Here is a 22,189-nt window from a genome sequence, read left to right on the forward strand (position 1 = left end):
GCGGCCTTCAGCGCCGCTTGCGCGGAGCCGCCTTGGCCTTGAGCTGGCCGTCGCTGTCGCGCACTTCCGGCTCGCCCAGCCCGAGCGGCTTGAGCTGGGGCAGGATGCGCTTCCTGTCGCCCACCGCCACCACCAGCATCCGCGCGGGGTCGAGCAGGCTGCCGGCCAGCGCCTGCACCCTGGCCGCGTCCACCTGGGCGAAGCGCTGCGGCAGTCCGGCATACCAGTCGAGCGGCAGGCCATAGACGAACAGGTCGGCCAGGCTGGCGCCGATGTCGGCATTGGTGTCGAACTGGCCGGGCAGGGACAGCACCTGGGCGTCGCGCGCCGCCGCCAGTTCGTCCGGCGGCAGGGGCTGGGCGCGCAGCGCTTCGAGCTCGCGCAGGATCTCGCGCACCGAGGCGCCGGTGGCGTCGCGCCGGAAGCTGCCGGCGACGATGAAAGGACCCGGCGTGCGGTCGTAGCGGAAGCCCGAATACACGCCATAGGTGTAGCCCTTGGTCTCGCGCAGGTTGGTGTTGAGGCGGCTGGAGAACATGCCGCCCAGCGCGCCGTTCAGCACCTGCAGGGCCGCATAGTCGGGCGTGGCGCGATCGACCGCGAGGCGGGTCACGCGCAGCGCCGTCTGCACCGCGCCGGGCTGGTCGACCAGCACCAGGCGCGCCCCCGTGCCGGCCGGCGCCTGGTCGGCGGGCGCCGGGGCCAGGCCGCCCTGCCAGGCGCCGAAGCGCGCTTCGGCCAGCGCCTTGAGCTCATCTTCGGTGATATGGCCCGTCACCACCAGCGCCGCGTTTGCGGGCAGGTAGTGGCGGCGCCAGAACGCCTCCAGGTCGGCGCGCGTGGTGGCGCGGATCGCCGCCTCCGTGCCGAGCTGGCCGTAGCCTTTCGCATGGCGCGCGCCATACAGGGCCCCGGCGGCGGCCACAGCGGCCACGGTCTCGGGATCGTCGCGCTGCTGGATCAATTCACCCAGCCGGTCGGCGCGCTGGCGCTCGACCTCGGCGGCCGGGAAGGAAGGGCGCTGCACTACGTCGGCCATGATCTCGAGCGCCTGCGCGAAGGTCGAGCGCAGGGCCACCAGCGAGACGCTGGAGGCGTCGGCATAGCTGCCGGCGTCCAGGTAGGCGCCCAGTTGCGCCAGTTCGTCGGCGATCTGGAGGGAGCTGCGCGTGCTGGTGCCTTCTTCCAGCATCTGGGCGGTGAATCCGGCCAGGCCGGGAAGCTGGTCGGGGTTGGCCGCGCTGCCGCTTTTCACCACCAGCTGGGCCGAGACCATGGGCAGGGCCGGGTTGTAGTGGTGGATCACGGTGAGGCCGTTCGCGAGCTTGAAGCTTTTCCCTTGCGGCAGGGTGAAGCTGGGCGCCGGCCCGGCCTTGGGCGGCGTCGCGCGCCAGGCTTCGTCCGGATTGATGCCGGCGCCGGCCTTGGCGCTCGCGGTCTTCGGCGCCTTGGACGCCTTGGGCGCGGGCGGGTCCTGGATGACCGGCTCGCCCGGCACCGCCGTCACCACCGCGCGCGCGTTCGGCTGCAGCCAGGTGCGCACCGCGCGCTGCACGGCCGCCGCGTCGACCCGGCGCAGGCGCGCGATGTCCTTGGGCAGGTAGCCGGGGTCGCCGGTGTACTGGTTGTAGTGGTTGATCTGGTCGGCCAGTCCGTCGCCGCCCAGTTTTTCGATCGAAGACAGCAGGGCGGTCTCGATGCTGTTGCGGGCGCGCTCCACCTCGCGCTCAGAGGGGCCGTGCTCGCGCAGCTGGGCCAGCTCGGCGTCGACCGCCTGCTCCAGCTCGCGCGCGCTGTGGCCGGCGCGCGCGGTGACGTCGATCTCGAAGGTCGAGGTGAGGGCGTAGGAATTCTGGGCCGCGTCCACGTCCTGGGCGATCTGGCGCTCGTAGACCAGGGTCTTGTACAGGCGGCTCGACTTGCCGCCCGCAAGGATCTGGGCCGCCACCGCCAGTTCGATGTCGCCGTCCTGGTAGGCCGGGGGCGTGAGCCAGCCCATGTACACGCGCGGCAGCTCGATGCGGTCTGCCACCTCGACCCGGCGTTCGCTGGTGATCGGCGGCGTGACCACCTTCGGGCGCGCCACCGGCTCGCTGGGGCGCAAGCTGCCGAAGTAGCGCTCCACCAGGGCCCGCGTCTTCGCCTTGTCGATGTCGCCGGCGATCACCAGGCTGGCGTTGTTCGGGCCGTAGTAGCGCATGAAGAACTGGCGCACGTCTTCCAGGCGCGCGCTCTGGATGTCGGCGTGCGAACCGATGATCGAGGCGTAGTAGGGGTGGCCCTTGGGGAAGAGGGCGTGGGCCAGGGCTTCCTCGACCACGCCATAGGGCTCGTTCTCGACGCTTTCGCGGCGCTCGTTGCGCACCACGTCCTGCTGGTTGCTGAGGGCCTTCTGGTCGAGCACGTCGAGCAGGTAGCCCATGCGGTCCGCATGCACCCACAGCGCCAGCTCGAGCTGGTTGGAGGGCACCGTGTCGTAGTAGTTGGTGGCGTCGTAGTCGGTGCTGCCGTTGCTGTCGGTGGCGCCGGCGCCTTCCAGCAGGCGGTCGGCCAGGCCGCGCGGAATGTGCCGGGTGGCCGCGAACATCATGTGCTCGAACAGGTGGGCGAAGCCGGTCAGGCCGGGCGCCTCGTTGGCCGGCCCGACGTGGTACCACAGGTTGACCGCGGCGATCGGCAGGCGCTTGTCCTCGACCAGGATCACCTGCAGGCCGTTTGGCAGGGTGTATTTGTCGTACTGGATCACGGGCAGCGGGGCCGGGCTGCTCGGCTGGGCCCAGGCGCCATCGGGCGCGGCGGCGTGCAGGCCGGCGCACAGCAGGGGGGCCAGCAGCTTGCTCAATTTCATGAATTCTCCGGGGTGAAGCATCGATTCTAATGGCAGTCGGCGCGTCCGTGGTCCGGCGTCGCGCCGGGCGCCAGCTTGCCTGGGTCGGCCGGCAGGAAGCGCCAGGCGTAGCCGTTGTCGAGCAGGCGCAGCTCGAGCACGCCGTCATGGCTGGCGTCGCGTACTTCGCTGTGCGGGGTCCGTTTCAGGAAGGGTGTCGCGAAAGCGCCGCCGGTGCCGACCACGAACTGGCGGATGCCGCGCGCGGGATCGCGCCTGCCGTCGGCGTCCTGGGGCGCGAAGCGCTCGTAGTCGTGGTCGTGCCCGGACAGCACCAGTTCGGCGCCCGCATCATACAGGATCCGCCACGCATCCTGCATGCGCCCGGGCCCGCGGTGGCCGCCGGAGGTGTACAGCGGGTGGTGCCAGAAGGCCAGGGTGCAGCGCGCCGGCTGGGCCGCCAGCTCGGCGCGCAGCCAGTCCAGCTGGGCGGCGTGTTCGGCGCCGCGCAGGTTGCTGTTCAGGGACAGCAGCAGCCAGCCGCCCAGGCGCACGCTGTAGTAGCCGCGCCCGGCGCGCGCGCCGAAATAGGCGAAGTAGGGGGCAGCCCCTGGCGTGGCGTACTCGTGGTTGCCGGGGCTGGGCCAGGTGCGCTCGCGAAAGCGGCCCCAGGTGGGGTCATAGCATTCCGCGAACTCGCGCGCCGCGCCGACCGGGTAGGTGTGGTCGCCCAGGGTCAGCACCACGGCCCGGGGATCGGCGCGCAGCGCCCATTCGACCAGCTCGGCGGTGGCGGCCGCGCCCGACCAGCGCGGGTCGGGGTGGGCGCAGCGGGCGATGTCGCCGGCCGCATAGACGGTGTGGCCGCGGTCCGCCGCCGTGGCGGCGGGCGCCAGACAGACCAGGATCAGCGCCAGCGCGAGAGCCGGGACGGGCGTCCGGGCGAGCGTCATGACAGGCGGCAGGGCGGCCAGTGCGCGCCGGAGCCGCCGCAGGGGCGGCAGGGGCCGGGTAGCCGTCGCCATCCGCCGTCTGGGATTACTCGATGAAGCGCAGCAGCCCCCGCAGCGCGTGCGCGACGGTCTGTTCGCGCACCGCCTGGCGGTCGCCCGAGAACACCAGCCGCTCCGTATAGGTGGTGGCGCCGCGCGACCAGCCGAAGCAGACCGTGCCGACCGGCTTGCCCGGCACCGCGCCGGTGGGGCCGGCGATGCCGGTGGTCGACACCGCCACGTCGGCATTGCTGTTGGCGACCGCGCCCTGGGCCATGGCCGCCGCCACTTCCTCGCTGACCGAGCCGAACTGGGCGATCAGGGCCGCCGGCACCTCCAGCAGCTCGGTCTTGGAGGCGTTGGAATAGGTGACGAAGCCGCAGTCGAACCAGCCGGTCGAGCCGGGAATCTCGGTGATGGCATAGGAGATCCCGCCGCCGGTACACGATTCGGCCGTGGCCAGCAGCAGCCGCTTGGCCTCGAGGGAGCGTCCAACCTGGGTAGCAAGTTCGATGATGTCGTTCGTCACGTGAGGCTCCTTTGCGTGCTGGCGGCGGACGGGCGTCCGCTGTTGGTTCATTCTAGCGCGCTCCGCGGCTTCTTGGTACGGCAACATTTCATAATATGCTACTCAAAGCGGGCTGGACGGTTTACAGTGCAGCGCCCCTTGAGATAGAAGAAATATTCCGTGCGACATGTTTGTTAAATCTGCTGCTATGCTGGAACGCCTGCCTGGAGTGCCTGGGAAGGCGCTTTTTTTCGTTTCCGTAGGACCTGAACATGCCGCACGCATCGATCGCGCGTCGCCACCCGGGGCCGGCACGGCCGTGATGCCGTCTGCCGTCCGCCCGCACGCGCCGGTGCCTTGCCGCCCCGTGGAGGACGCATGAGCCGCCAGCGCTCGATCCGAAAAAAGCTGGTGGCGGTGGTGATGGCGACGACCCTCGCCGCGCTCCTGGTCTCGATCGCCATCGTGATCGGCTATGACCTGCGCAGCTACCACCGCACGCTGGTGAACGACATGAGCACCCAGGCCGAGCTGGTGGGGCACATGACCTCGGCCGCCCTGACCTTCGACGACCCGCGCCTGGCCAACGAGAACCTGGCCCTGCTGCGCACCCGTCCGCTGGTGCGCGCGGCCGCCATCTACGACGCCGGCGGCCAGTTGTTCGCCTCCTACGCGGCGGCCGGGGAGGGGCGCCAGATCCCGACCCGTCTCAGCCTCGACGCGGTGCGCAGCGGCGACGGCGACCTGGTGGTCCAGCATCGCATCGTCGAGAACGGCGACACCCTGGGCACCGTGGTGCTGCGCGCCGAGAGCGGCATGCTGACCCGCTTCGTCGACTACCTGGCGATCGGGGTCGGGGTGACCCTGCTGGCCATGGCCGTGGTCTGGCTGCTGATGCAGCGCATCGGGCGGGTGGTGACGGCGCCGCTGGTGGCCCTCACCGAGACCGCCCACGAAGTGGTCCAGACGCGCGACTATTCGCGCCGCGCGCCGCGCATCTCGGAGGACGAGGCGGGCGAGCTGGTCGACTCCTTCAACGCCATGCTGACCGAGATCGAGCAGCGCACCCGCGAGCTGGAGAATTCCAACAGCGCCATCGTGCGCGAAGCCCAGGAGCGCTCGCGCGCCCAGCAGGAAGTGATGCGCCTGAACGAGCAGCTCGAACACCGTGTCGACGAGCGCACCCTGCAGCTGGCCCTGGCCAACGCCGAACTGGCCAACGCGATCGAAGCGGCGCGCAACGCCAACCAGGCCAAGTCGGCCTTCCTGTCGTCGATGAGCCACGAGCTGCGCACCCCGCTCAACGCGATCCTGGGCTTCGCCCAGATCCTGACCTCCGACAACCTGCCTTCGACCCTGGAGCAGAAGAAGGAATTCGCCAACCACATCCTCAAGGCCGGCCGCCACCTGCTCACCCTGATCAACGAGATCCTCGACCTGGCCAAGGTGGAATCCGGCACCCTGACCCTGTCGATGGAGCCGGTGGCGCTCAGGGACACCCTGGCCGAGTGCCGCTCGATGGTCGAGCCGATCGCCGCCAGCCGCGGGGTGAGGGTGCTGTTCCCTGACGTGGACGGGGCGGTGGTGCTGGCCGACCGCACCCGCCTCAAGCAGGTGCTGCTCAACCTCCTGTCCAACGCCGTCAAGTACAACCGCGAGGCCGGCGCCGTGGTGGTCACCTGCGAGCAGACCGCGCCCTCGCGGGTGCGCCTGTCGGTGCAGGACACCGGGCACGGCCTGACCCCGGAGCAGGTCGGCAGCCTGTTTCAGCCCTTCAACCGCCTGGGCCAGGAGGCCGGCGCCCAGGAGGGCACCGGGATCGGCCTGGTGGTGACCAAGCGCCTGGTCGAGCTGATGGGCGGCGACATCGGGGTCAGCAGCAGCCCGGGCGTGGGCAGCGTGTTCTGGATCGAGCTGGCCACCACCTCGCCGCTGGCGTCGGCCCTGCCCGAGCGCGTCGAGGACCAGCCGCACGCCGCCCCGCCCGCCGCGCGCGAGGGCGAGCCCCACCTGCTGCTCTACGTCGAGGACAACCCGGCCAACCTGCGCCTGGTGGAAGAGATCGTGCGCTTCCGGCCCGACCTGCGCATGCTGTCGGCGCCCGACGGCCACCTCGGCCTGCAGCTGGCGCGCGCGCACCGCCCCGAGGTCATCCTGATGGACCTGAACCTGCCCGGCATGAGCGGGATCGAAGTCCTGCGCCAGCTGCGCGCCGACCCCGAAACCGCGGCCATCCCCGTCATCGCCCTGACCGCCAACGCCATGCCGCGCGACATCGAGCGCGGGCGGGCCGCGGGCTTCCACCGCTATCTCACCAAACCGATCGAGATCGACAAGTTCACCGAAGCGATCGACAGTACGCTGGCGCGCCTGCAGAGAAGCGGGGCGGCGGCCGAAAGGAAAGATGGATGATCTCCCTGCTTGATATCCGGCGCGCGCGCATCCTGGTCGTCGACGACGAGCCGGTGAACGTGCAGCTGCTCGAGTACCTGCTCAAGACCACCGGCTACGAAAACGTGTTCAGCACCAACGACCCGCGCCAGGTGGTGTCGCTGCACCTGAAGCACCGCTTCGACCTCATCATCCTCGACCTGCACATGCCCGGCATGGACGGCTTCGACGTGATGGAAGCGCTCAAGCCGCTGGAGAGCGACTCCTGGCTGCCGGTGCTGGTGGTGACGGCCGAGCCGGACAAGAAGCTGGCGGCGCTGGAAGCGGGGGCGCGCGACTTCATCGGCAAGCCCTTCGACACCGTGGAGGTGATGACCCGCATCCGCAACCTGCTGGAAGTGCGCCTGCTGCACCGCGAGTCGCGCGACTACGGCACGCAGCTCGAGCGCGAGGTGCGCGAGCGCACCGCCGAGCTGGCGCGCTTTCGCGGCGCGATGGACGCCACGCCGGACGCGATCTTCCTGATCGACACCGCCGGCATGGCGATGGTCGACGTCTCGGACGGCGCCTGCCGCATGCTGGGCTTCTCGCGCGACGCCCTGATGCGGATCGATCCGGTGGCGCTGGGCCTGGCCAGCCGCGAGCAGCTCGAGCGCATGCTGGGGGAGGGCGAGGGCAAGGGCGAGCACGGCGGGCGCGAGGGCGACATCGTCGAGACCGAACTGCTGCGCGCCGGCGGCGAAGGCTCGGTGCCGGTCGAGATCAGCTGGAAGCTGCAGGAGCTGGGCAACAGCCGCTTCCTGATCGCGGTGGTGCGCGACATCACCGAGCGCGTGCACGCGGCCGAGCGCCTGCGTCACGCGGCCAGCTACGACGCCCTGACCGGCCTGCCGAACCGCACCCTGTTCTTCGAGAACCTGCGCTCGGCGATCGAGCTGGCCCAGGACAAGAACTGGCGGGTGGCGGTCATGTGCATCACGCTCGACCGCTTCAAGGTAATCAACGATTCGCTCGGCACGGCGCGCGGCGACGAGCTGCTGCGCCAGTTCTCGACCCGCCTGGTGCGCAGCGTCAAGATGCGCGAGCTGGTGGGGCGCCTGGGCGGCGACGAGTTCGCGCTGATCCTGACCATGCAGCGCGACCAGCAGGAAGCGGTGAACGTGGCCAACGAGATCCGCGAGACCCTGCGCGCGCCCTTCGACCTGCACGGCCAGCAGGCGGCGCTCACGGCCAGTATCGGCATCGCCATGTACCCGGACGACACCACCGATCCCGGCGCGCTGGTCAAGTACGCCGACGCCGCCATGGTGCGCGCCAAGGAGGCGGGACGCGATGGCTACCGCTTCTTCACCGCCGGCATGAACGTCCAGGTGCTGGCGCGCCTCGACCTCGAGCTGGCGCTGCGCGGCGCCCTCGAAGGCCGGCAGTTCGTGCTGCATTACCAGCCCAAGCTGGAGCTGAACACCGGCCGCATCTCGGGCGTGGAGGCGCTGCTGCGCTGGCACCGGCCGGGCTATGGCCTGGTCTACCCGGCCGAGTTCGTGCCGGTGATGGAAGAGACCGGGCTGGTGGTGCGGGTGGGCGAGTGGATCATCGACGAGGCCTGCCGCCAGATGGCGGCCTGGAACGCGGCCGGGGTGCGCGACGTGCGGGTGGGCGTGAACGTGTCGAGCCGCCAGTTCGCCGAGGGCGACCTGGAGGGCGTGGTGCGCGCCGCGCTGGAGCGCCACGGGGTGGAGCCGAGCCAGCTCGAGCTGGAGCTGACCGAGAGCGCGCTGATGGTCAACGCCGAGCACACCACCGAAGTGCTGACCCGCCTCAAGCAGCTCGGGATCCGGGTCGCGATCGACGATTTCGGCACCGGCTATTCCTCGCTGGCCTACCTGAAGCGCTTCCCGATCGACAAGCTCAAGATCGACATCGCCTTCGTGCGCGACATCATCCACAGCCCCGACGACGCGGCGATCGCGCTGGCCATCATCAGCATGGCGCACAGCCTGCACATGCAGGTGATCGCCGAAGGGGTCGAGACGCGGGCCCAGATGGCCTACCTGCGGCGTCACCATTGCGACGAGATCCAGGGCTTCCACTTCTCGCGCGCGCTGCCGCCGGAGCAGCTGGCCGAGCTGGTGACCGACAACCGCGCCCAGCCCGGCGGGCAGCCGACGGCGGCCGAGGACAATGTCCAGACCCTGCTGGTGGTGGACGACGACGTCAACGTGCTGACCGCGCTGCACCGCCTGTTCCGGCGCGACGGCTACCGGGTGCTGACGGCGGCTTCGCCGACCGAGGGCTTCGAGCTGCTGGCCCTGTACCGGGTGCAGGTGATCGTGTGCGACCAGCGCATGCCGGTGATGAGCGGGACGGAATTCCTGAGCCGGGTGAAGGAGATGTATCCCGAGACGGTGCGCATCATGCTGTCGGGCTACACCGGGGTGGATTCGGTGCTCGATTCGATCAACCGCGGGGCGATCTACCGTTTCTATACCAAGCCCTGGAACGACGCCCAGTTGCGCGACAATATCCGGCAGGCCTTCCGCCATTACTGGCTGACCTATGGGCCCTACGACGACCGCAAGCTGCCGCGCGAAGACGACGCGAAACAGGCCTAGGAGCTTCTACGCGCCGGCGAAGTGGTCCCACCCCTGCAGCCCGAGCTCGAGCGCGGCGCCGTCGGCGTCCACCAGGCGCAGGCCGGGTTCGGCCTCGATCCTGCCGACCCGCGTGACCGGCGTCCCGCTCTCGCGCCCGGCCGCCAGCACCGCCTCGCGCAACAGCGCGGGCGCCGTGAAGCACAGCTCGTAATCGTCGCCGCCCGCCGCCGTGAAGCGGCGCCGCAGTGCGAGCGGCTGGCGCGCCAGCACCGGCCCGGCCGGCAGCGCGTCCACGTCCAGCCTCGCCCCCACGTTTGAAGCGGCCAGGATGTGGCCCAGGTCCCCCACCAGTCCGTCCGAGATGTCGAGCGCGGCGGGCGCCACCGGCAGCTTCGCCAGGGCCAGCCCCAGCGCCACGCGCGGGGAGGGCAGGTGCATGCGCTGCGCCGCCTGCGCATGCGCCTCGGCGTCGAGTTCGACTTCCTTCCAGTAGCCGGCCAGGGCCAGCCGCGCATCGCCCAGCGTGCCCGAGATCCAGATGTCGTCGCCGGCGCGCGCCGCGTCGCGCCGCAGCGCGCGCCCCGGCGCCAGCTCGCCGAACACGGTGATGCAGATGTTGAGCGGGCCCTTGGTCGTGTCCCCGCCGATCAGCTCGCAGTCCCAGGCGTCGGCCAGCGCGAACAGGCCGCTGGAAAAGCCTTCCAGCCAGGCCGGATCGGCCTGAGGCAGGGCCAGCGCCAGGGTGAAGCCGAGCGGCCGCGCGCCCATGGCCGCCAGGTCGGACAGGTTCACGGCCAGGCTCTTGTGCCCCAGCATGCGCGGGTCGGCGCCAGCGAAGAAATGGCGGTCTTCGACCAGCATGTCGGTCGACACCGCGAGCTGCATGCCCGGGGTGGGCGCCAGCAGGGCGCAGTCGTCGCCGATGCCGAGCACCGCGCGGCCGGGCCGGGCGCGCCGGAAGTACTGCTTGATGAGGTCGAATTCGGAAAGCATGGCCCGGATTGTACAGCCGCACCCTGGACCAAGGGATGGGCTGCGATCCTTGATGTGATACCGAACGATCCACAAAACAGGATCGTTCAATCGCTTTTGCTAATAAATACTCAACAGTTATTCGCCTTGCTTATAAATGAGGCATTGGCTTGTTGAAAATACGTAGCCCTTGACAACATCTCGTCTGCTAAAATTCGAGGTTCCCCTCTAGTATCAGGAAGGCTGCCCAGCATGGACTCGTCATCGGACAAGAAAGAAGAATTGCGTCAACAACTGCGTGCTGCAGCGCTCGAATATCACCAGATTCCCCGCCCCGGCAAGATCAGCGTGACCCCGACCAAGGGCCTGCTGAACCAGCGCGACCTGGCCCTGGCGTATTCGCCGGGCGTCGCCGCTCCCTGCGAGGAAATCGTCAAGGACCCGAACAACTCCTTCAAATACACGGCGCGCGGCAACCTGGTCGCCGTGATCTCGAACGGCACCGCCGTGCTCGGCCTGGGCAACATCGGCCCGCTGGCATCCAAGCCGGTGATGGAAGGCAAGGGCGTGCTCTTCAAGAAGTTCGCCGCGATCGACGTCTTCGACATCGAGATCAACGAGAATGACCCGGACAAGCTGGTCGACATCATCGCCTCGCTCGAGCCGACCTTCGGCGGCGTGAACCTCGAGGACATCAAGGCTCCCGAGTGCTTCTATATCGAGCGCAAGCTGCGCGAGCGCATGAAGATCCCGGTCTTCCACGACGACCAGCACGGCACCGCCATCATCGTCGGCGCCGCCATCCTGAACGGCCTCAAGGTGGTGGGCAAGAGCATCAAGGAGTGCAAGCTGGTGGTCTCGGGCGCCGGCGCCGCCGCCCTGGCCTGCCTCGACCTGATCGTCGACCTCGGCTTCCCGATCGAGAACATCTACGTCACCGACCTGGCCGGCGTGGTCTACAAGGGCCGCGTCGAGCTGATGGATCCGGACAAGGAGCGCTTCGCCCAGGACACCCCGCACCGCTCGCTGGCCGAGGTGATTCCCGACGCCGACATCTTCCTCGGCCTGTCGGCCGGCGGCGTCCTGAAGCCCGACATGGTGGCCAGGATGGCCAAGAACCCGCTGATCCTGGCCCTGGCCAACCCGACCCCGGAGATCCTGCCGGAAGAGGTCAAGGCGGTGCGCAGCGACGCCATCATCGCCACCGGTCGTTCGGATTATCCGAACCAGGTCAACAACGTCCTGTGCTTCCCCTACATGTTCCGCGGCGCCCTGGACTGCGGCGCGACCACCATCACCCGTGAAATGGAAATCGCGGTGGTGCACGCGATCGCCGACCTGGCCCACGCCGAGCAGTCGGACATCGTGGCCTCGGCCTACGGCATCAGCAACCTGTCCTTCGGCCCGGAATACCTGATCCCGATGCCTTTCGATCCGCGCCTGCTGACCCACATCGCCCCGGCCGTGGCCAAGGCCGCGATGGACGGCGGCGTCGCCAGCCGTCCGATCGAGGACCTGTCCGCCTACGCCGAGAGCCTGCAGCAGTTCGTCTACCGCAGCGGCACCTTCATGAAGCCGCTGTTCCAGATCGCCAAGAGCGCCCCGCCGGAACTCAAGCGCATCGTCTACGCCGAGGGCGAGGACGAGCGCGTGCTGCGCGCGGTGCAGGTGGTGATCGACGAGAAGCTGGCCCACCCGATCCTGGTCGGCCGCCCGGCGGTGCTGGAAAAGCGCATCGAGAAATTCGGCCTGCGCCTGAAGCTGGGCCAGAACGTCGACGTCATCAACCCCGACTTCGACGAGCGCTACCGCGACTACTGGCAGACCTATTACGAGATGGGCATGCGCAAGGGCGTGACCATCGACATGGCCAAGCTCGAGATGCGCCGCCGCCACACCCTGATCGGCGCGATGATGGTGCACAAGGGCGATGCCGACGGCCTGATCTGCGGCACCTACGGCACCACCCAGATGCACCTGCACTACATCGACCAGGTGCTGGGCAAGCGCGCCGGCAGCAATGTGTACGCGGCGATGAACTTCCTGATCACCCCGGAGCGCCAGCTGGCCATCGTCGACACCCACGTCAACGAGAACCCGAGCGCGGCCGAACTGGCCGAGATCACGGTCATGGCGGCCGAGGAGATGGAGCGCTTCGGCATGTACCCGCGCGCGGCCCTGCTGTCGCACTCGAACTTCGGCACCGCCAACAGCGAGTCGGCCCAGAAGATGCGCGCCGTCCTGCCGCTGGTGCAGCAGAAGAAGCCCGGCCTGGAAATCGACGGCGAGATGCACGGCGACACCGCCATCGAAGCCAAGGTGCGCGCCAAGATCATGCCGCACTCGAACCTCAAGGGCGACGCCAACCTGCTGGTGATGCCGAACATCGACGCCGCCAACATCTCGTACAACCTGGTCAAGAGCGCCGCCGGTAACGGCATCGCGATCGGCCCGGTGCTGCTCGGCTGCGCCCGACCGGTGCACATCCTGACCCCCTCGGCGACCGTCCGCCGCGTGGTCAACATGACCGCGCTGGCCGTGGTCGACGCCGTTTCGCAGCGCTAACACATTCCGCCTGACGCCGTATTGCGTGGCGTCAGGCGAATTTGTCACCACTCGTCACCGTTTGTCATATTACAAATACACGCGTAACAAACGGTAAGCGCATGGGTTACCCTAGCGTTTTCAAGGCATAATTCGACGTTCGAGTGTTGCTTTTATTGCACGATTTTCTACCGTGCAAAGGGAACACGCTGCCTGCTCTGTTACAATCCGCTCTTGTCACAAAATCTTGCGTCCGCAAGATTGCCATTAAGAATCCACCACTATGCAGACAAACAAACGAGCTCTGATCACCGGCATTACCGGTCAGGACGGCGCCTACCTCGCCCAGCTGCTGCTGGAAAAAGGCTATCACGTCACCGGTACCTTCCGCCGTTCCAGCTCCGTCAACTTCTGGCGCATCGAGGAGCTCGGCATCGCCGCGCACCCGAACCTGGCGCTGGTCGAATATGACCTTACCGACCTGTCCTCGAGCCTGCGCCTGATCGAGAGCGCGCGCCCGGACGAGGTCTACAACCTGGCCGCCCAGAGCTTCGTCGGCGTCTCCTTCGAACAACCGGTGACGACCGCGTCGATCACCGGCATCGGCGCGGTGAACCTGCTGGAAGCCATCCGCATCGTCAACCCGAAGATCCGCTTCTACCAGGCCTCGACCTCCGAGATGTTCGGCAAGGTGCAGGCCATTCCGCAGAAGGAAGACACCCCCTTCTACCCGCGCAGCCCGTATGGCGTGGCCAAGCTCTACGCCCACTGGATGACGGTCAACTACCGCGAGTCCTACGGCATCTTCGGCTCCTCGGGCATCCTGTTCAACCACGAGTCGCCGCTGCGCGGCCGCGAGTTCGTCACCCGCAAGATCACCGATTCGGTGGCCAAGATCGTGCTGAACAAGCTGGACGTGCTGGAACTGGGCAACCTGGACGCCAAGCGCGACTGGGGCTATGCCAAGGAATACGTCGAAGGCATGTGGCGCATCCTGCAGGCCGACAATCCCGACACCTACGTGCTGGCGACCAACCGCACCGAGACCGTGCGCGATTTCGTGACCATGGCCTTCAAGGGCGCCAACATCGCGATCGAGTGGAGCGGCACCGGCGAAAACGAAGTCGGCCACTGCGCCCGCAGCGGCAAGCAGCTGGTGCGCATCTCGCCCAAGTTCTACCGTCCGGCCGAAGTCGACCTGCTGATCGGCGACCCGTCCAAGGCCAAGGCCGACCTGGGCTGGGAACCGACCACCACGCTCGAAGAGCTGTGCCAGATGATGGTCGACGCCGACCTGCGTCGCAACGAGCTGGGCTTCTCGTTCTGACATGGAACGCATGGCCACGGACGACATCCCCGCATTCATCGGGGGACGGGAAGGCGAAGGCCGGCGCGCGCTCATCACGGGCCTGCGCGGCTTCACCGGCCACTACCTGGCGCAGGAGCTGAGCGCCGCCGGCTACCGTGTGTTCGGCACCGTGATGCCGGGCGAGCCGCTCGGCCCGGACATCCACGCGGTCGACCTGCTCGACCGCGCCGCCGTGGCCGAGATGGTCGAGCGCGTGCGTCCCGACGTGGTGGCCCACCTGGCCGGCATCGCCTTCGTGGCGCATGCCAACGCCGAGATGATCTACCGCGTCAACGTGGTCGGCACCCGCAACCTGCTCGAAGCGCTCAGCGCGGGCGGCCACCGTCCCACCAGCGTGCTGCTGGCGTCCTCGGCCAACATCTACGGCAACGCCAGCGTGCCCGTCATCGACGAGAACGTGGCGCCGGCGCCGGCCAACGACTACGCCGTCAGCAAGCTGGCCATGGAATACATGGCGCGCCTCTGGATGGACAAGCTGCCGATCACCATCGCGCGCCCGTTCAACTACAGCGGCGTGGGCCAGGCCGAGAACTTTCTGCTGCCCAAGATCGTCTCCCACTTCCGCCGCCACGAAAAGCGCATCGAGCTGGGCAACCTGGCGATCGCGCGCGACTTCTCCGACGTGCGCATGGTGGCGCGCAGCTACCGACGCCTGCTGGCGGTGGCGCCGGCCGGCGAAGCCTTCAACGTCTGCTCGGGCACCTCGCACTCGCTGGCCAACCTGATCGACATGATGAGCGAGATCGCCGGCTACCACATCGACGTGCAGGTCAATCCGGCCTTCGTGCGCGCCAACGACGTGCTCCAGCTCTCCGGCAGCAACAGCAAGCTGACCGCCGCCATCGGCCAGCTCGATCCGACGCCGCTGTCCGACACGCTGCGCTGGATGTACGAGGCGTGAACGCGGGCGGTCTCACCGTCGGACTGGGAACGAACATGATCGAACCCGGCCTGACCGGCGGCCGCCTCGACGGCATCGGCGTCTACACCCGCGCACTGCTGCGGCGCCTGCCGCAGGCCGGCTGCCAGGTGCAACCCTACGCCTGGCCGCGCCCGCGCAAGGGCGCGGACGGCATCAGCATCGGCACGCCGCTGCCGCAATCCTTCGAACACGCCTCGCTGGTCGACCTGCTCACGCCCGTCCAGCACCGGGTCCACATGCCGGCCGACCTGTTCCACGTGACCGACTACCGCATCGTGCGCATGGACTGCCCGGTGGTGGCGACCCTGCACGACGCGCTGCCGGTCAAGTATCCCGAGTGGTGCAGCCCGCGCCTGCGCCGCACCAAGAACTGGCTGCAGCGCAAGGCCATCGCCAAGGCCGACCACGTGATCGCGGTCTCGCACTTCGCGATCGACGAACTGGTGCAGCATTTCGGGGTCGACCCGCGCCGCATCTCGGTGGTGCCCAACGGCGTCGACGAGGAGTGGCTGGAGGCGCCCGACGCCCAGGCGGTGGCGGCGACGCTGGCGCGCCACGGCCTCGCGCCCGGCTACTTCCTGACCGTCGGCACCTTGCAGCCGCGTAAGAACATCGCGCGCCTGCTGGACGCCTGGCTGATGCTGCCCGCCGACCTGCGCGCCGAGCGCGCCCTGGTGATCGTGGGCGCCCCCGGCTGGCGCTGCGAGGAACTGGTGGCGCGCATCGAGGCGGCCCGGGCGGCCGGCGAGAACCTCGTCTGGCTGCACGGCCTGGCCGACCCGGAAGACCTGCGCCACGTGTACGCCGGGGCCGGCGTGTTCGTCTTTCCGTCCCTGTACGAGGGCTTCGGAATCCCGGTGGTGGAAGCCTTCGCAGCCGGCGTGCCGGTGGTGGCCTCGAACGCCAGCTCCCTGCCCGAAGTGGCGGGCGGGGCGGCGCTGGAAACCGACCCGCTCGACGCCGGGCAGATCATGGAAGCGATGCGCACCCTGGCCCAGGATGGCCAGGAACGTGCGCGCCGCATCGCCCTCGGCCGCGCGCGCGCCAGGCAACTGACCTGGCAAGCCACCGCACGCTTGACCGCTCAGGTGTACCGTGCGGTCCTTTCGCAGTAAGCTTTTGAACATGCGTGTCCTTCACTTCTACAAAACGTACTACCCCGACTCGATGGGGGGCATCGAACAGGTGATCCGCCAGCTGTGCGTCGGCACGGGCCGCCTGGGCGTGTCCAACACCGTGCTGTCGCTGTCGCGTCATGACAAGCTGGTGCCGTTCGAGTTCGAAGGCCACATGGTGCACCGCGTGCCGCTCAACGCCGAGATCGCCTCCAACGCCATCTCGCTGCAATCGCTGGGGGCGCTCACGCGCATGGCGCGCGAGGCCGACGTGGTGCACTACCACTTCCCCTGGCCCTTCATGGACCTGGCGCATTTCGTGGCGCGCGTGGACAAGCCGACCGTGGTCAGCTACCACTCCGACATCGTGCGCCAGCGCCACCTGCTGCGCCTGTACCAGCCGCTCAAGCACCGCTTCCTGCGCAGCGTGGACGCCATCGTCGCCGCCTCGCCCAACTACCTGGCCTCGTCGCCGGTGCTGGCGCGCTACCCGGACAAGACCCGCGTCATCACCTACGGCCTGGACAAGAGCACCTATCCCCAGCCCGAGCCCGCACGGCTCGCGCACTGGCGCGCGCGTCTCGGGCCGCGCTTCTTCCTGTTCGTGGGCGTGCTGCGCTACTACAAGGGCCTGCACGTGCTGCTCGAAGCCGCGGCCGGCACCGACTATCCGGTGGTGGTGGTGGGCGCCGGCCCGATCGAGACCGAGCTCAAGCAGCAGGCCCAGCGCCTGGGCCTGAACAACGTGGTGTTCCTGGGCGCGCTGGACGACGCCGACAAGGTGGCCCTGCTCACCCTCAGCTATGCGCTGGCCTTCCCCTCGCACCTGCGCTCGGAAGCCTTCGGCATTTCGCTGCTGGAAGGGGCGATGTACGGCAAGCCCATGATCTCCTGCGAGATCGGCACCGGCACCACCTACATCAACGTCGACGGCGAGACCGGGCTGGTGGTGCCGCCGTCCGACCCGGTGGCCCTGCGCGGCGCGATGCGCACGCTGTGGGAGAACCCCGAGCTGGCGCGCCAGATGGGACGGCGCGCCGAGATGCGCTATCAGGAGCTGTTCACCTCCGAGACCATGGCGGCGAGCTATCTGTCGCTGTACGAGGAACTCGCGCCGCAGGCGGCCGCGCCGAAGCTGGCGCGCGCCCAGGCTTGAGGCCTCGGCGCCGAGGGGTGCCGGGTTGCGAACTACGTTTGGGAACAACGTTCGGGAAGAACGTTTGGGAAGAACGATTGGGAAGAACGTTTGGGAAGAACGTTTGCGACAAACGTTTGAGACGGACGTTTGAGACGAACGTTGAGAAGAACGTTTGGGAATAAAACGTTTGAGGAAGAACGTTTAAGAAGAACGTTTGAGGAAGAACGTTCGGGAAGTACGTTTGGTGTGCGGCGGCGAAGCAGGAACGTAGATGCTGAAACGCTCGGCGACATCAAACAACGTCGTTCCGGCGAAGGCCGGAACCCAAGTTTGCGTGCGTGGCAGCGCAAAGGAACTTAGGTTCCGGCCTTCGCCGGAACGACGGTCTTTCGGCTAACGCAATGGCATGAGGGCTTATTCCTGCTCCGCCCAGCGCGTACGGATCTCCCGGATTGCCGGCATCTGCTCGATGAACAGGTCCACCAGCACCGGATCGAAGTGCTTGCCGCGCTGCTCGCGCAGGAAACCGATGGCGTCGCTCTCGGTCCAGGCCTTCTTGTAGGGACGCACCGAGGTCAGGGCGTCGAACACGTCGGCGATCGCGCAGATCCGGCCTTCGAGCGGGATCGCTTCCCCTTTCAGGCCGTTCGGATAGCCGCTGCCGTCGAACTTCTCGTGGTGGGTCAGGGCGATGTTGCGCGCCAGCCCGAGCATGCCGCCGACGTGCTCGCCGATGATCTCGGCGCCGATCGTCACGTGGCTCTGCATGATCTTCCACTCGTCCGGATCGAGCGGCCCCGGCTTCTGCAGCACGCGGTCGGGGATGCCGATCTTGCCCACGTCGTGCATGGGCGCGGCGTGCAGCAGGTCGTCCGCCTCATCTTCCGTCATGCCTGCCGCGATGCCCAGCACGCGAGAGAAGTGGCTCATGCGGATCACGTGCAGGCCGGTCTCGTTGTCCTTGTACTCTGCCGCCAGGCCGAGGCGCTGCACGATCTCCAGGCGGCTGGCGCGCAGCTCCTCGGTGCGCACCAGCGACAAATGGGTGCGCACCCGCGCGCGCACGATCGGCGGGCTGACCGGCTTGGTGATGTAGTCCACGGCGCCAGCTTCGAAGCCCTCCAGCTCGTCCTCGGTCTCGGTCAGCGCGGTCACGAAGATCACCGGAATCATGGCCGTGGCCGGATGCGCCTTGAGCGCGGCGCAGGTCTCGTAGCCCGACATCCCGGGCATCATCACGTCCAGCAGGATCAGGTCGGGCTGCTCCTGGCGCGCCAGCTCGAGCGCGCGCGCGCCATCCTTGGCGAACAGCAGGCGGTAGTGGTCCTGCAGGATCTGGCGCAGCAGCGCCAGGTTGCTGGCTTCGTCGTCGACGGCCAGGATCAGTGGCCGGGTGTTGGGTTGGGTCATGCCTGTAGTCCTGAAGGGCTATTCCCCGAGCGCGGCCAGCACGGCTTCCAGCTGCTCGAGGGCGAGGTCGAAATCGAAGTCGCCGATGGCGGTGCGCACCTGGGCCACGCGCGGTGCGAGGGGGTGGCCGGCCAGGGCCGACGCCAGGCTGGCCAGGGCGCCGTCGTCGAGGGCGCCGCGGCGCAGGGCCGCCAGCAGCACGCCGCCGGCGCGGCGCGCGCGCGCCAGGTCCACCGCCGGCGCCTGCGCCGGCGCGGCCGGCTGGACGCCGCTGGCGCGGATCGCGTCGAGCGCCGCCAGCAAGGCCTGGCCCGAGGCCTCGAGTGCCTCGGCGGCCTTGCGTTCGTCGGTCGGCACCGCGTTCGCCGCTCCCTCCAGCAGGCCGAGGGCGTCGGCCAGCTGCTCCAGGCCGACGTTGGCGGCCACGCCGCGCGCCTTGTGCGCCAGCATGCGCAGCTCCGGGTGTTCGCCGCCAGCCGCGTGCAGGCGCAGCGCCTGGTCGAGCTGGGCGTACTGGCGTGCGAAGTGTTCGAGCGCCTCGAGATAGGCGTCTTCCTGGCCGCCCCAGCGATGCAGGCCGGAGCGCCGGTTCAGCACCTCGCGCGCCGGCACCGGGATGCCGGCGGCGGGCGAGTCGGGCGCCTGGGCGGCCAGGCCCAGCACGCGCGCTATCTCGTGCGACAGCGCGAACCAGTCCACCGGCTTGCTGGCGAAACCATCCATCCCGGCCTCGACGCTGGCCTTGCGGTGCTCGGCCAGCACGCTGGCCGTCATCGCGATCACCGGCACCCGCGCCCGGCCGGTCTCGGCCTCGTGGGCGCGGATCGCGCGCGTGGCCGAGAGGCCGTCCATCTGGGGCATCTGGAAGTCCATCAGGATCAGGTCGAAGTCGTGGGTCTTGGCCAGCTCGACCACGGCGGCGCCGTCGCCGACCGCCGTCATGGTGTGGCCGCGGCGCGCCATCAGGAGCTGCATCAGCTCCAGGTTCTGGGGCACGTCGTCGGCCACCAGCACGCGCAGCGGCGGCAGCACGGCGGCGCTGCGCACGCGCGGCGCCTGCTGGGCAAAGCGCGCCAGCACCAGCGGCACCCGCACGTGGAAGGTGGTGCCCTTGCCGACTTCGCTCTCCGCCCAGATGCGCCCGCCCATCAGCTCGACCAGCTGCTTGCAGATGGTGGTGCCCAGGCCGGTGCCGCCAAAGCGCCGCGTCATCGAAGCGTCGGCCTGGGTGAAGGGATCGAAGATCGCGTCCAGGCGCTCGGGGGCGATGCCGATGCCGGTGTCGCTCACGGCGATGCACAACTGGTCGCCCTCGGCGCGCACGCTCAGGCCCACCGTGCCTTCGGTGGTGAACTTGATCGCGTTGTCGAGCAGGTTGGTGAGCACCTGGCGCATGCGCAGCTCGTCGCCGCGCAGGCCGGTCGGCAGGGCTGGGTCGTACTGGATGTCCAGGTGCAGGCCCTTGGCGCGCGCGTTCGCCGCCAGGGTCGAGGACAGCTCGTCGATCAGCGACAGCAGGTTGTAGTCGTTCTGTTCCAGCTCGACCGCGCCTTTCTCCAGCTTGGCGGTGTCGAGGATCTCGTTCAGCAGGCGCAGCAGGGCCTTGCCGGCGCTGCGGATGGTGTCGAGGTGACGCCGCTGCTCGACGTTCAGCTGGCCGTCCAGCAGCACGTCGGTGAAGCCCAGGATCGAGTTCATCGGGGTGCGGATCTCGTGGCTCATGTTGGCCACGAAGGTGGCGCGCGCGGCGGCGGCCTGCTCGGCCTTCTCCTTGGCTTCGCGCAGCGCCTCTTCCATCTGGCGGCGCTCGGTGATGTCCAGGATCACGCCGTCCAGCCAGCGGATCACGCCGTCGTCGTCGCGCACCGCGGTGCCGTTTTCCCACAGCCAGCGCACGCTGCCGTCGGCGTGCAGCACGCGGTATTCGATCAGGTAGTGCAGGTTGCTGGCCAGCGCGCTGTCGATCTCCTGGCTCACGCGCAGGCGGTCGGCCGCATGGATCAGCTGTCCGAAGGTGCGGCGCGGGGACTCGCCCGTGAAGTCGCGCGCCGGATAGCCGACGATGCGCTCGACCGCGTCGCTGATGAAGACCATGGGCCAGCCTTCCTCGACGGTGCAGCGGAAGGAGATGCCCGGGATGTTGCCGATCAGGGAGCGGAACTGCTGCTCGCTGGCGCGCAGCGCCTGCTCCATCGCGCGGCGCTCGCTGATGTCGGTGATGAAGCAGACGAACAGCTCCTGATGGCCCAGGCGCGCGTGGCCGAGCGCGCGCCGCAGCGGCACCTGGGAGCCGTCCTTGCGCACCCCGAGCACCTCGCTGCTGCGCTCGAAGTTGTCGAGGCTGCCCTGGCGCAGGATGCCGAGCAGGCCGTCGCTGGCCGATGCCTCGGTGTCGGCGATCAGGGCGGTGATGTTGCGGCCCACGATCTCTTCGCGGCGCCAGCCGAAGATGCGCTCGGCCGAGGCGTTGAATTCGGTGATGGTGCCGTCGCGCTCGATGGTGACCACGCCGTCGACGGTGGTGGTGAGCAGGGCGCGCATCCAGGCTTCGCTGCGCGACAGGTCGAGGAACATCTGGCGGTAGCGCAGCAGGCCGTTGGCGGCCAGCACGAACAGGGTGAAGGCGACGGTGATCACCGAGATCGCCAGTGCCAGGAAGGTGCTGTTGCTGCCGCCTTGGCCGTTCGGATCGACGTTGCCGACGAAGCGCGCCGCCGCCATGCCGGTGTAGTGCATGCCGGCGATGGCGCAGCCCATCACCACGGCCGCGATCAGGAGGCGGCGCGCCTGCGTCATCGACTGGAAGCGCGACAGGCCGAAGCGCACCCCGAGGGCGAGCGTGGCCAGCACCACCGCCACCACGATCGACAGGCCGAACATCAGCGGGTCGTAGTGCAGGCTCAGGCTCATGCGCATGCCGGCCATGCCGGAATAATGCATGGCGCCGATGCCGGCGCCCACCAGCACGCCGCCGGCCAGCAGGGTGCCGCGGCCGATGCGCTTGCGCGAGATCAGCGACAGGGCGACGAAGGAGGCCGCCACACTGGGCAGGGCGGACAGGATGGTGGTCAGTTCGTCGTAATCGACCGGCGTGCACAGGTTAAATGCCAGCATGCCGATGAAGTGCATGGCCCAGACCCCGGCGCCGAGCGCCAGGCTGCCGGTGCCCAGCACGATGGTGCGGTGGGTCCGGCTGCTGGAAGCCTGGCCGGCGATCTGCAGGCCCATCCAGGACGAAAAGATGGCGACCAGCACGGACAGCACGACCAAACTGGGTTCGTACATGCCGTAGGTCAGCAGCGAAGGATCTGCGGGAACTGAGAATAGTTGCAACATGGGGCGCAATGACGGCTGCGCCGTCCAGGGGGAGGTCTCGGCAGTATCGCATTTTCGTTTCAGAAATTGTT

Annotated in this window: 13 protein-coding genes; 7 read left to right on the top strand and 6 right to left on the bottom strand. The window is 68.6% G+C overall.

The genetic code is table 11. The features are described from left to right. Window positions 1-7 precede the first annotated feature (7 nt). From B0920_RS15980 to B0920_RS15990, 3 genes are all read right to left on the bottom strand, one after another. Window positions 8-2,848, bottom strand: coding sequence for a pitrilysin family protein (locus B0920_RS15980; RefSeq protein ID WP_078033657.1), 2,841 nt, complete (start codon window positions 2,846-2,848; stop codon window positions 8-10). Window positions 2,849-2,874: 26 nt separating this feature from the next. Then, window positions 2,875-3,780 (bottom strand): metallophosphoesterase, encoded by a 906-nt coding sequence (locus B0920_RS15985; protein WP_078033658.1) that lies wholly within the window; start codon window positions 3,778-3,780, stop codon window positions 2,875-2,877. 85 nt (window positions 3,781-3,865) lie between these two features. Continuing rightward, window positions 3,866-4,348: a CinA family protein gene (locus tag B0920_RS15990; RefSeq protein ID WP_229455669.1), complete on the bottom strand. Its 483-nt coding sequence runs from the start codon at window positions 4,346-4,348 to the stop codon at window positions 3,866-3,868. A gap of 357 nt (window positions 4,349-4,705) precedes the next feature. On the opposite strand from B0920_RS15990, the gene B0920_RS15995 reads away from it, so the two are divergent. Together B0920_RS15995 and B0920_RS16000 are read left to right on the top strand one after the other, a co-directional pair. Beyond that, window positions 4,706-6,739 (top strand): ATP-binding protein, encoded by a 2,034-nt coding sequence (locus B0920_RS15995; RefSeq protein WP_078033660.1) that lies wholly within the window; start codon window positions 4,706-4,708, stop codon window positions 6,737-6,739. Beyond that, window positions 6,736-9,330, top strand: a complete 2,595-nt coding sequence (locus tag B0920_RS16000; protein WP_078033661.1) for an EAL domain-containing protein — start codon at window positions 6,736-6,738, stop codon at window positions 9,328-9,330. The genes B0920_RS15995 and B0920_RS16000 overlap by 4 nt, the downstream gene beginning before the upstream one ends. Window positions 9,331-9,336: 6 nt before the next feature. On the opposite strand, the gene thiL is transcribed toward B0920_RS16000, so the two are convergent. After that, window positions 9,337-10,305 carry a thiamine-phosphate kinase gene (thiL, locus tag B0920_RS16005; RefSeq protein WP_078033662.1) on the bottom strand — a complete coding sequence of 323 codons (969 nt, stop codon included), beginning with the start codon at window positions 10,303-10,305 and terminating at the stop codon, window positions 9,337-9,339. A gap of 231 nt (window positions 10,306-10,536) precedes the next feature. Between thiL and B0920_RS16010 the strand changes: the two genes are divergently transcribed. The 5 genes from B0920_RS16010 (at window position 10,537) to B0920_RS16030 (ending at window position 17,390) form a co-directional block, all read left to right on the top strand. Next, window positions 10,537-12,849 carry an NADP-dependent malic enzyme gene (locus B0920_RS16010; protein WP_078033663.1) on the top strand — a complete coding sequence of 771 codons (2,313 nt, stop codon included), beginning with the start codon at window positions 10,537-10,539 and terminating at the stop codon, window positions 12,847-12,849. A gap of 262 nt (window positions 12,850-13,111) precedes the next feature. Then, complete coding sequence (gmd, locus tag B0920_RS16015; protein WP_078033664.1) at window positions 13,112-14,155, top strand: GDP-mannose 4,6-dehydratase; 1,044 nt, start codon at window positions 13,112-13,114, stop codon at window positions 14,153-14,155. 10 nt (window positions 14,156-14,165) lie between these two features. Beyond that, window positions 14,166-15,098 (top strand): GDP-mannose 4,6-dehydratase, encoded by a 933-nt coding sequence (locus tag B0920_RS16020; RefSeq protein ID WP_078034439.1) that lies wholly within the window; start codon window positions 14,166-14,168, stop codon window positions 15,096-15,098. Window positions 15,099-15,133: 35 nt separating this feature from the next. Continuing rightward, complete coding sequence (locus tag B0920_RS16025; RefSeq protein WP_078033665.1) at window positions 15,134-16,234, top strand: glycosyltransferase family 1 protein; 1,101 nt, start codon at window positions 15,134-15,136, stop codon at window positions 16,232-16,234. A 10-nt stretch (window positions 16,235-16,244) separates the two neighbouring features. Continuing rightward, entirely contained in the window at window positions 16,245-17,390 is a 1,146-nt protein-coding gene (locus B0920_RS16030; protein WP_078033666.1) for a glycosyltransferase family 4 protein, read from the top strand. Window positions 17,391-17,786: 396 nt separating this feature from the next. Here B0920_RS16030 and B0920_RS16035 read toward each other — a convergent pair whose 3' ends face one another. Beyond that, window positions 17,787-18,782 (bottom strand): two-component system response regulator, encoded by a 996-nt coding sequence (locus tag B0920_RS16035; RefSeq protein WP_078033667.1) that lies wholly within the window; start codon window positions 18,780-18,782, stop codon window positions 17,787-17,789. A gap of 18 nt (window positions 18,783-18,800) precedes the next feature. Continuing rightward, on the bottom strand, window positions 18,801-22,118 hold the full coding sequence (locus B0920_RS16040) for an MHYT domain-containing protein (protein WP_078033668.1): 3,318 nt from the start codon (window positions 22,116-22,118) through the stop codon (window positions 18,801-18,803). Window positions 22,119-22,189: the final 71 nt, after the last annotated feature.

It is taken from the genome of Massilia sp. KIM (assembly GCF_002007115.1).
In the GTDB taxonomy this organism is placed as follows: Bacteria; Pseudomonadota; Gammaproteobacteria; order Burkholderiales; family Burkholderiaceae_D; genus Telluria.

Bases quoted from the DNA above. Each gene is read 5' to 3' on its own strand.
- B0920_RS16040 (WP_078033668.1), bottom strand. From the start codon at position 22,118: ATGTTGCAACTATTCTCAGTTCCCGCAGATCCTTCGCTGCTGACCTAC.
- B0920_RS16020 (WP_078034439.1), top strand. From the start codon at position 14,166: ATGGCCACGGACGACATCCCCGCATTCATCGGGGGACGGGAAGGCGAA.
- B0920_RS16030 (WP_078033666.1), top strand. From the start codon at position 16,245: ATGCGTGTCCTTCACTTCTACAAAACGTACTACCCCGACTCGATGGGG.
- gmd (WP_078033664.1), top strand. From the start codon at position 13,112: ATGCAGACAAACAAACGAGCTCTGATCACCGGCATTACCGGTCAGGAC.
- B0920_RS16025 (WP_078033665.1), top strand. From the start codon at position 15,134: ATGATCGAACCCGGCCTGACCGGCGGCCGCCTCGACGGCATCGGCGTC.
- B0920_RS15995 (WP_078033660.1), top strand. From the start codon at position 4,706: ATGAGCCGCCAGCGCTCGATCCGAAAAAAGCTGGTGGCGGTGGTGATG.
- B0920_RS16035 (WP_078033667.1), bottom strand. From the start codon at position 18,782: ATGACCCAACCCAACACCCGGCCACTGATCCTGGCCGTCGACGACGAA.
- B0920_RS15980 (WP_078033657.1), bottom strand. From the start codon at position 2,848: ATGAAATTGAGCAAGCTGCTGGCCCCCCTGCTGTGCGCCGGCCTGCAC.
- B0920_RS16000 (WP_078033661.1), top strand. From the start codon at position 6,736: ATGATCTCCCTGCTTGATATCCGGCGCGCGCGCATCCTGGTCGTCGAC.
- B0920_RS16010 (WP_078033663.1), top strand. From the start codon at position 10,537: ATGGACTCGTCATCGGACAAGAAAGAAGAATTGCGTCAACAACTGCGT.
- thiL (WP_078033662.1), bottom strand. From the start codon at position 10,305: ATGCTTTCCGAATTCGACCTCATCAAGCAGTACTTCCGGCGCGCCCGG.
- B0920_RS15985 (WP_078033658.1), bottom strand. From the start codon at position 3,780: ATGACGCTCGCCCGGACGCCCGTCCCGGCTCTCGCGCTGGCGCTGATC.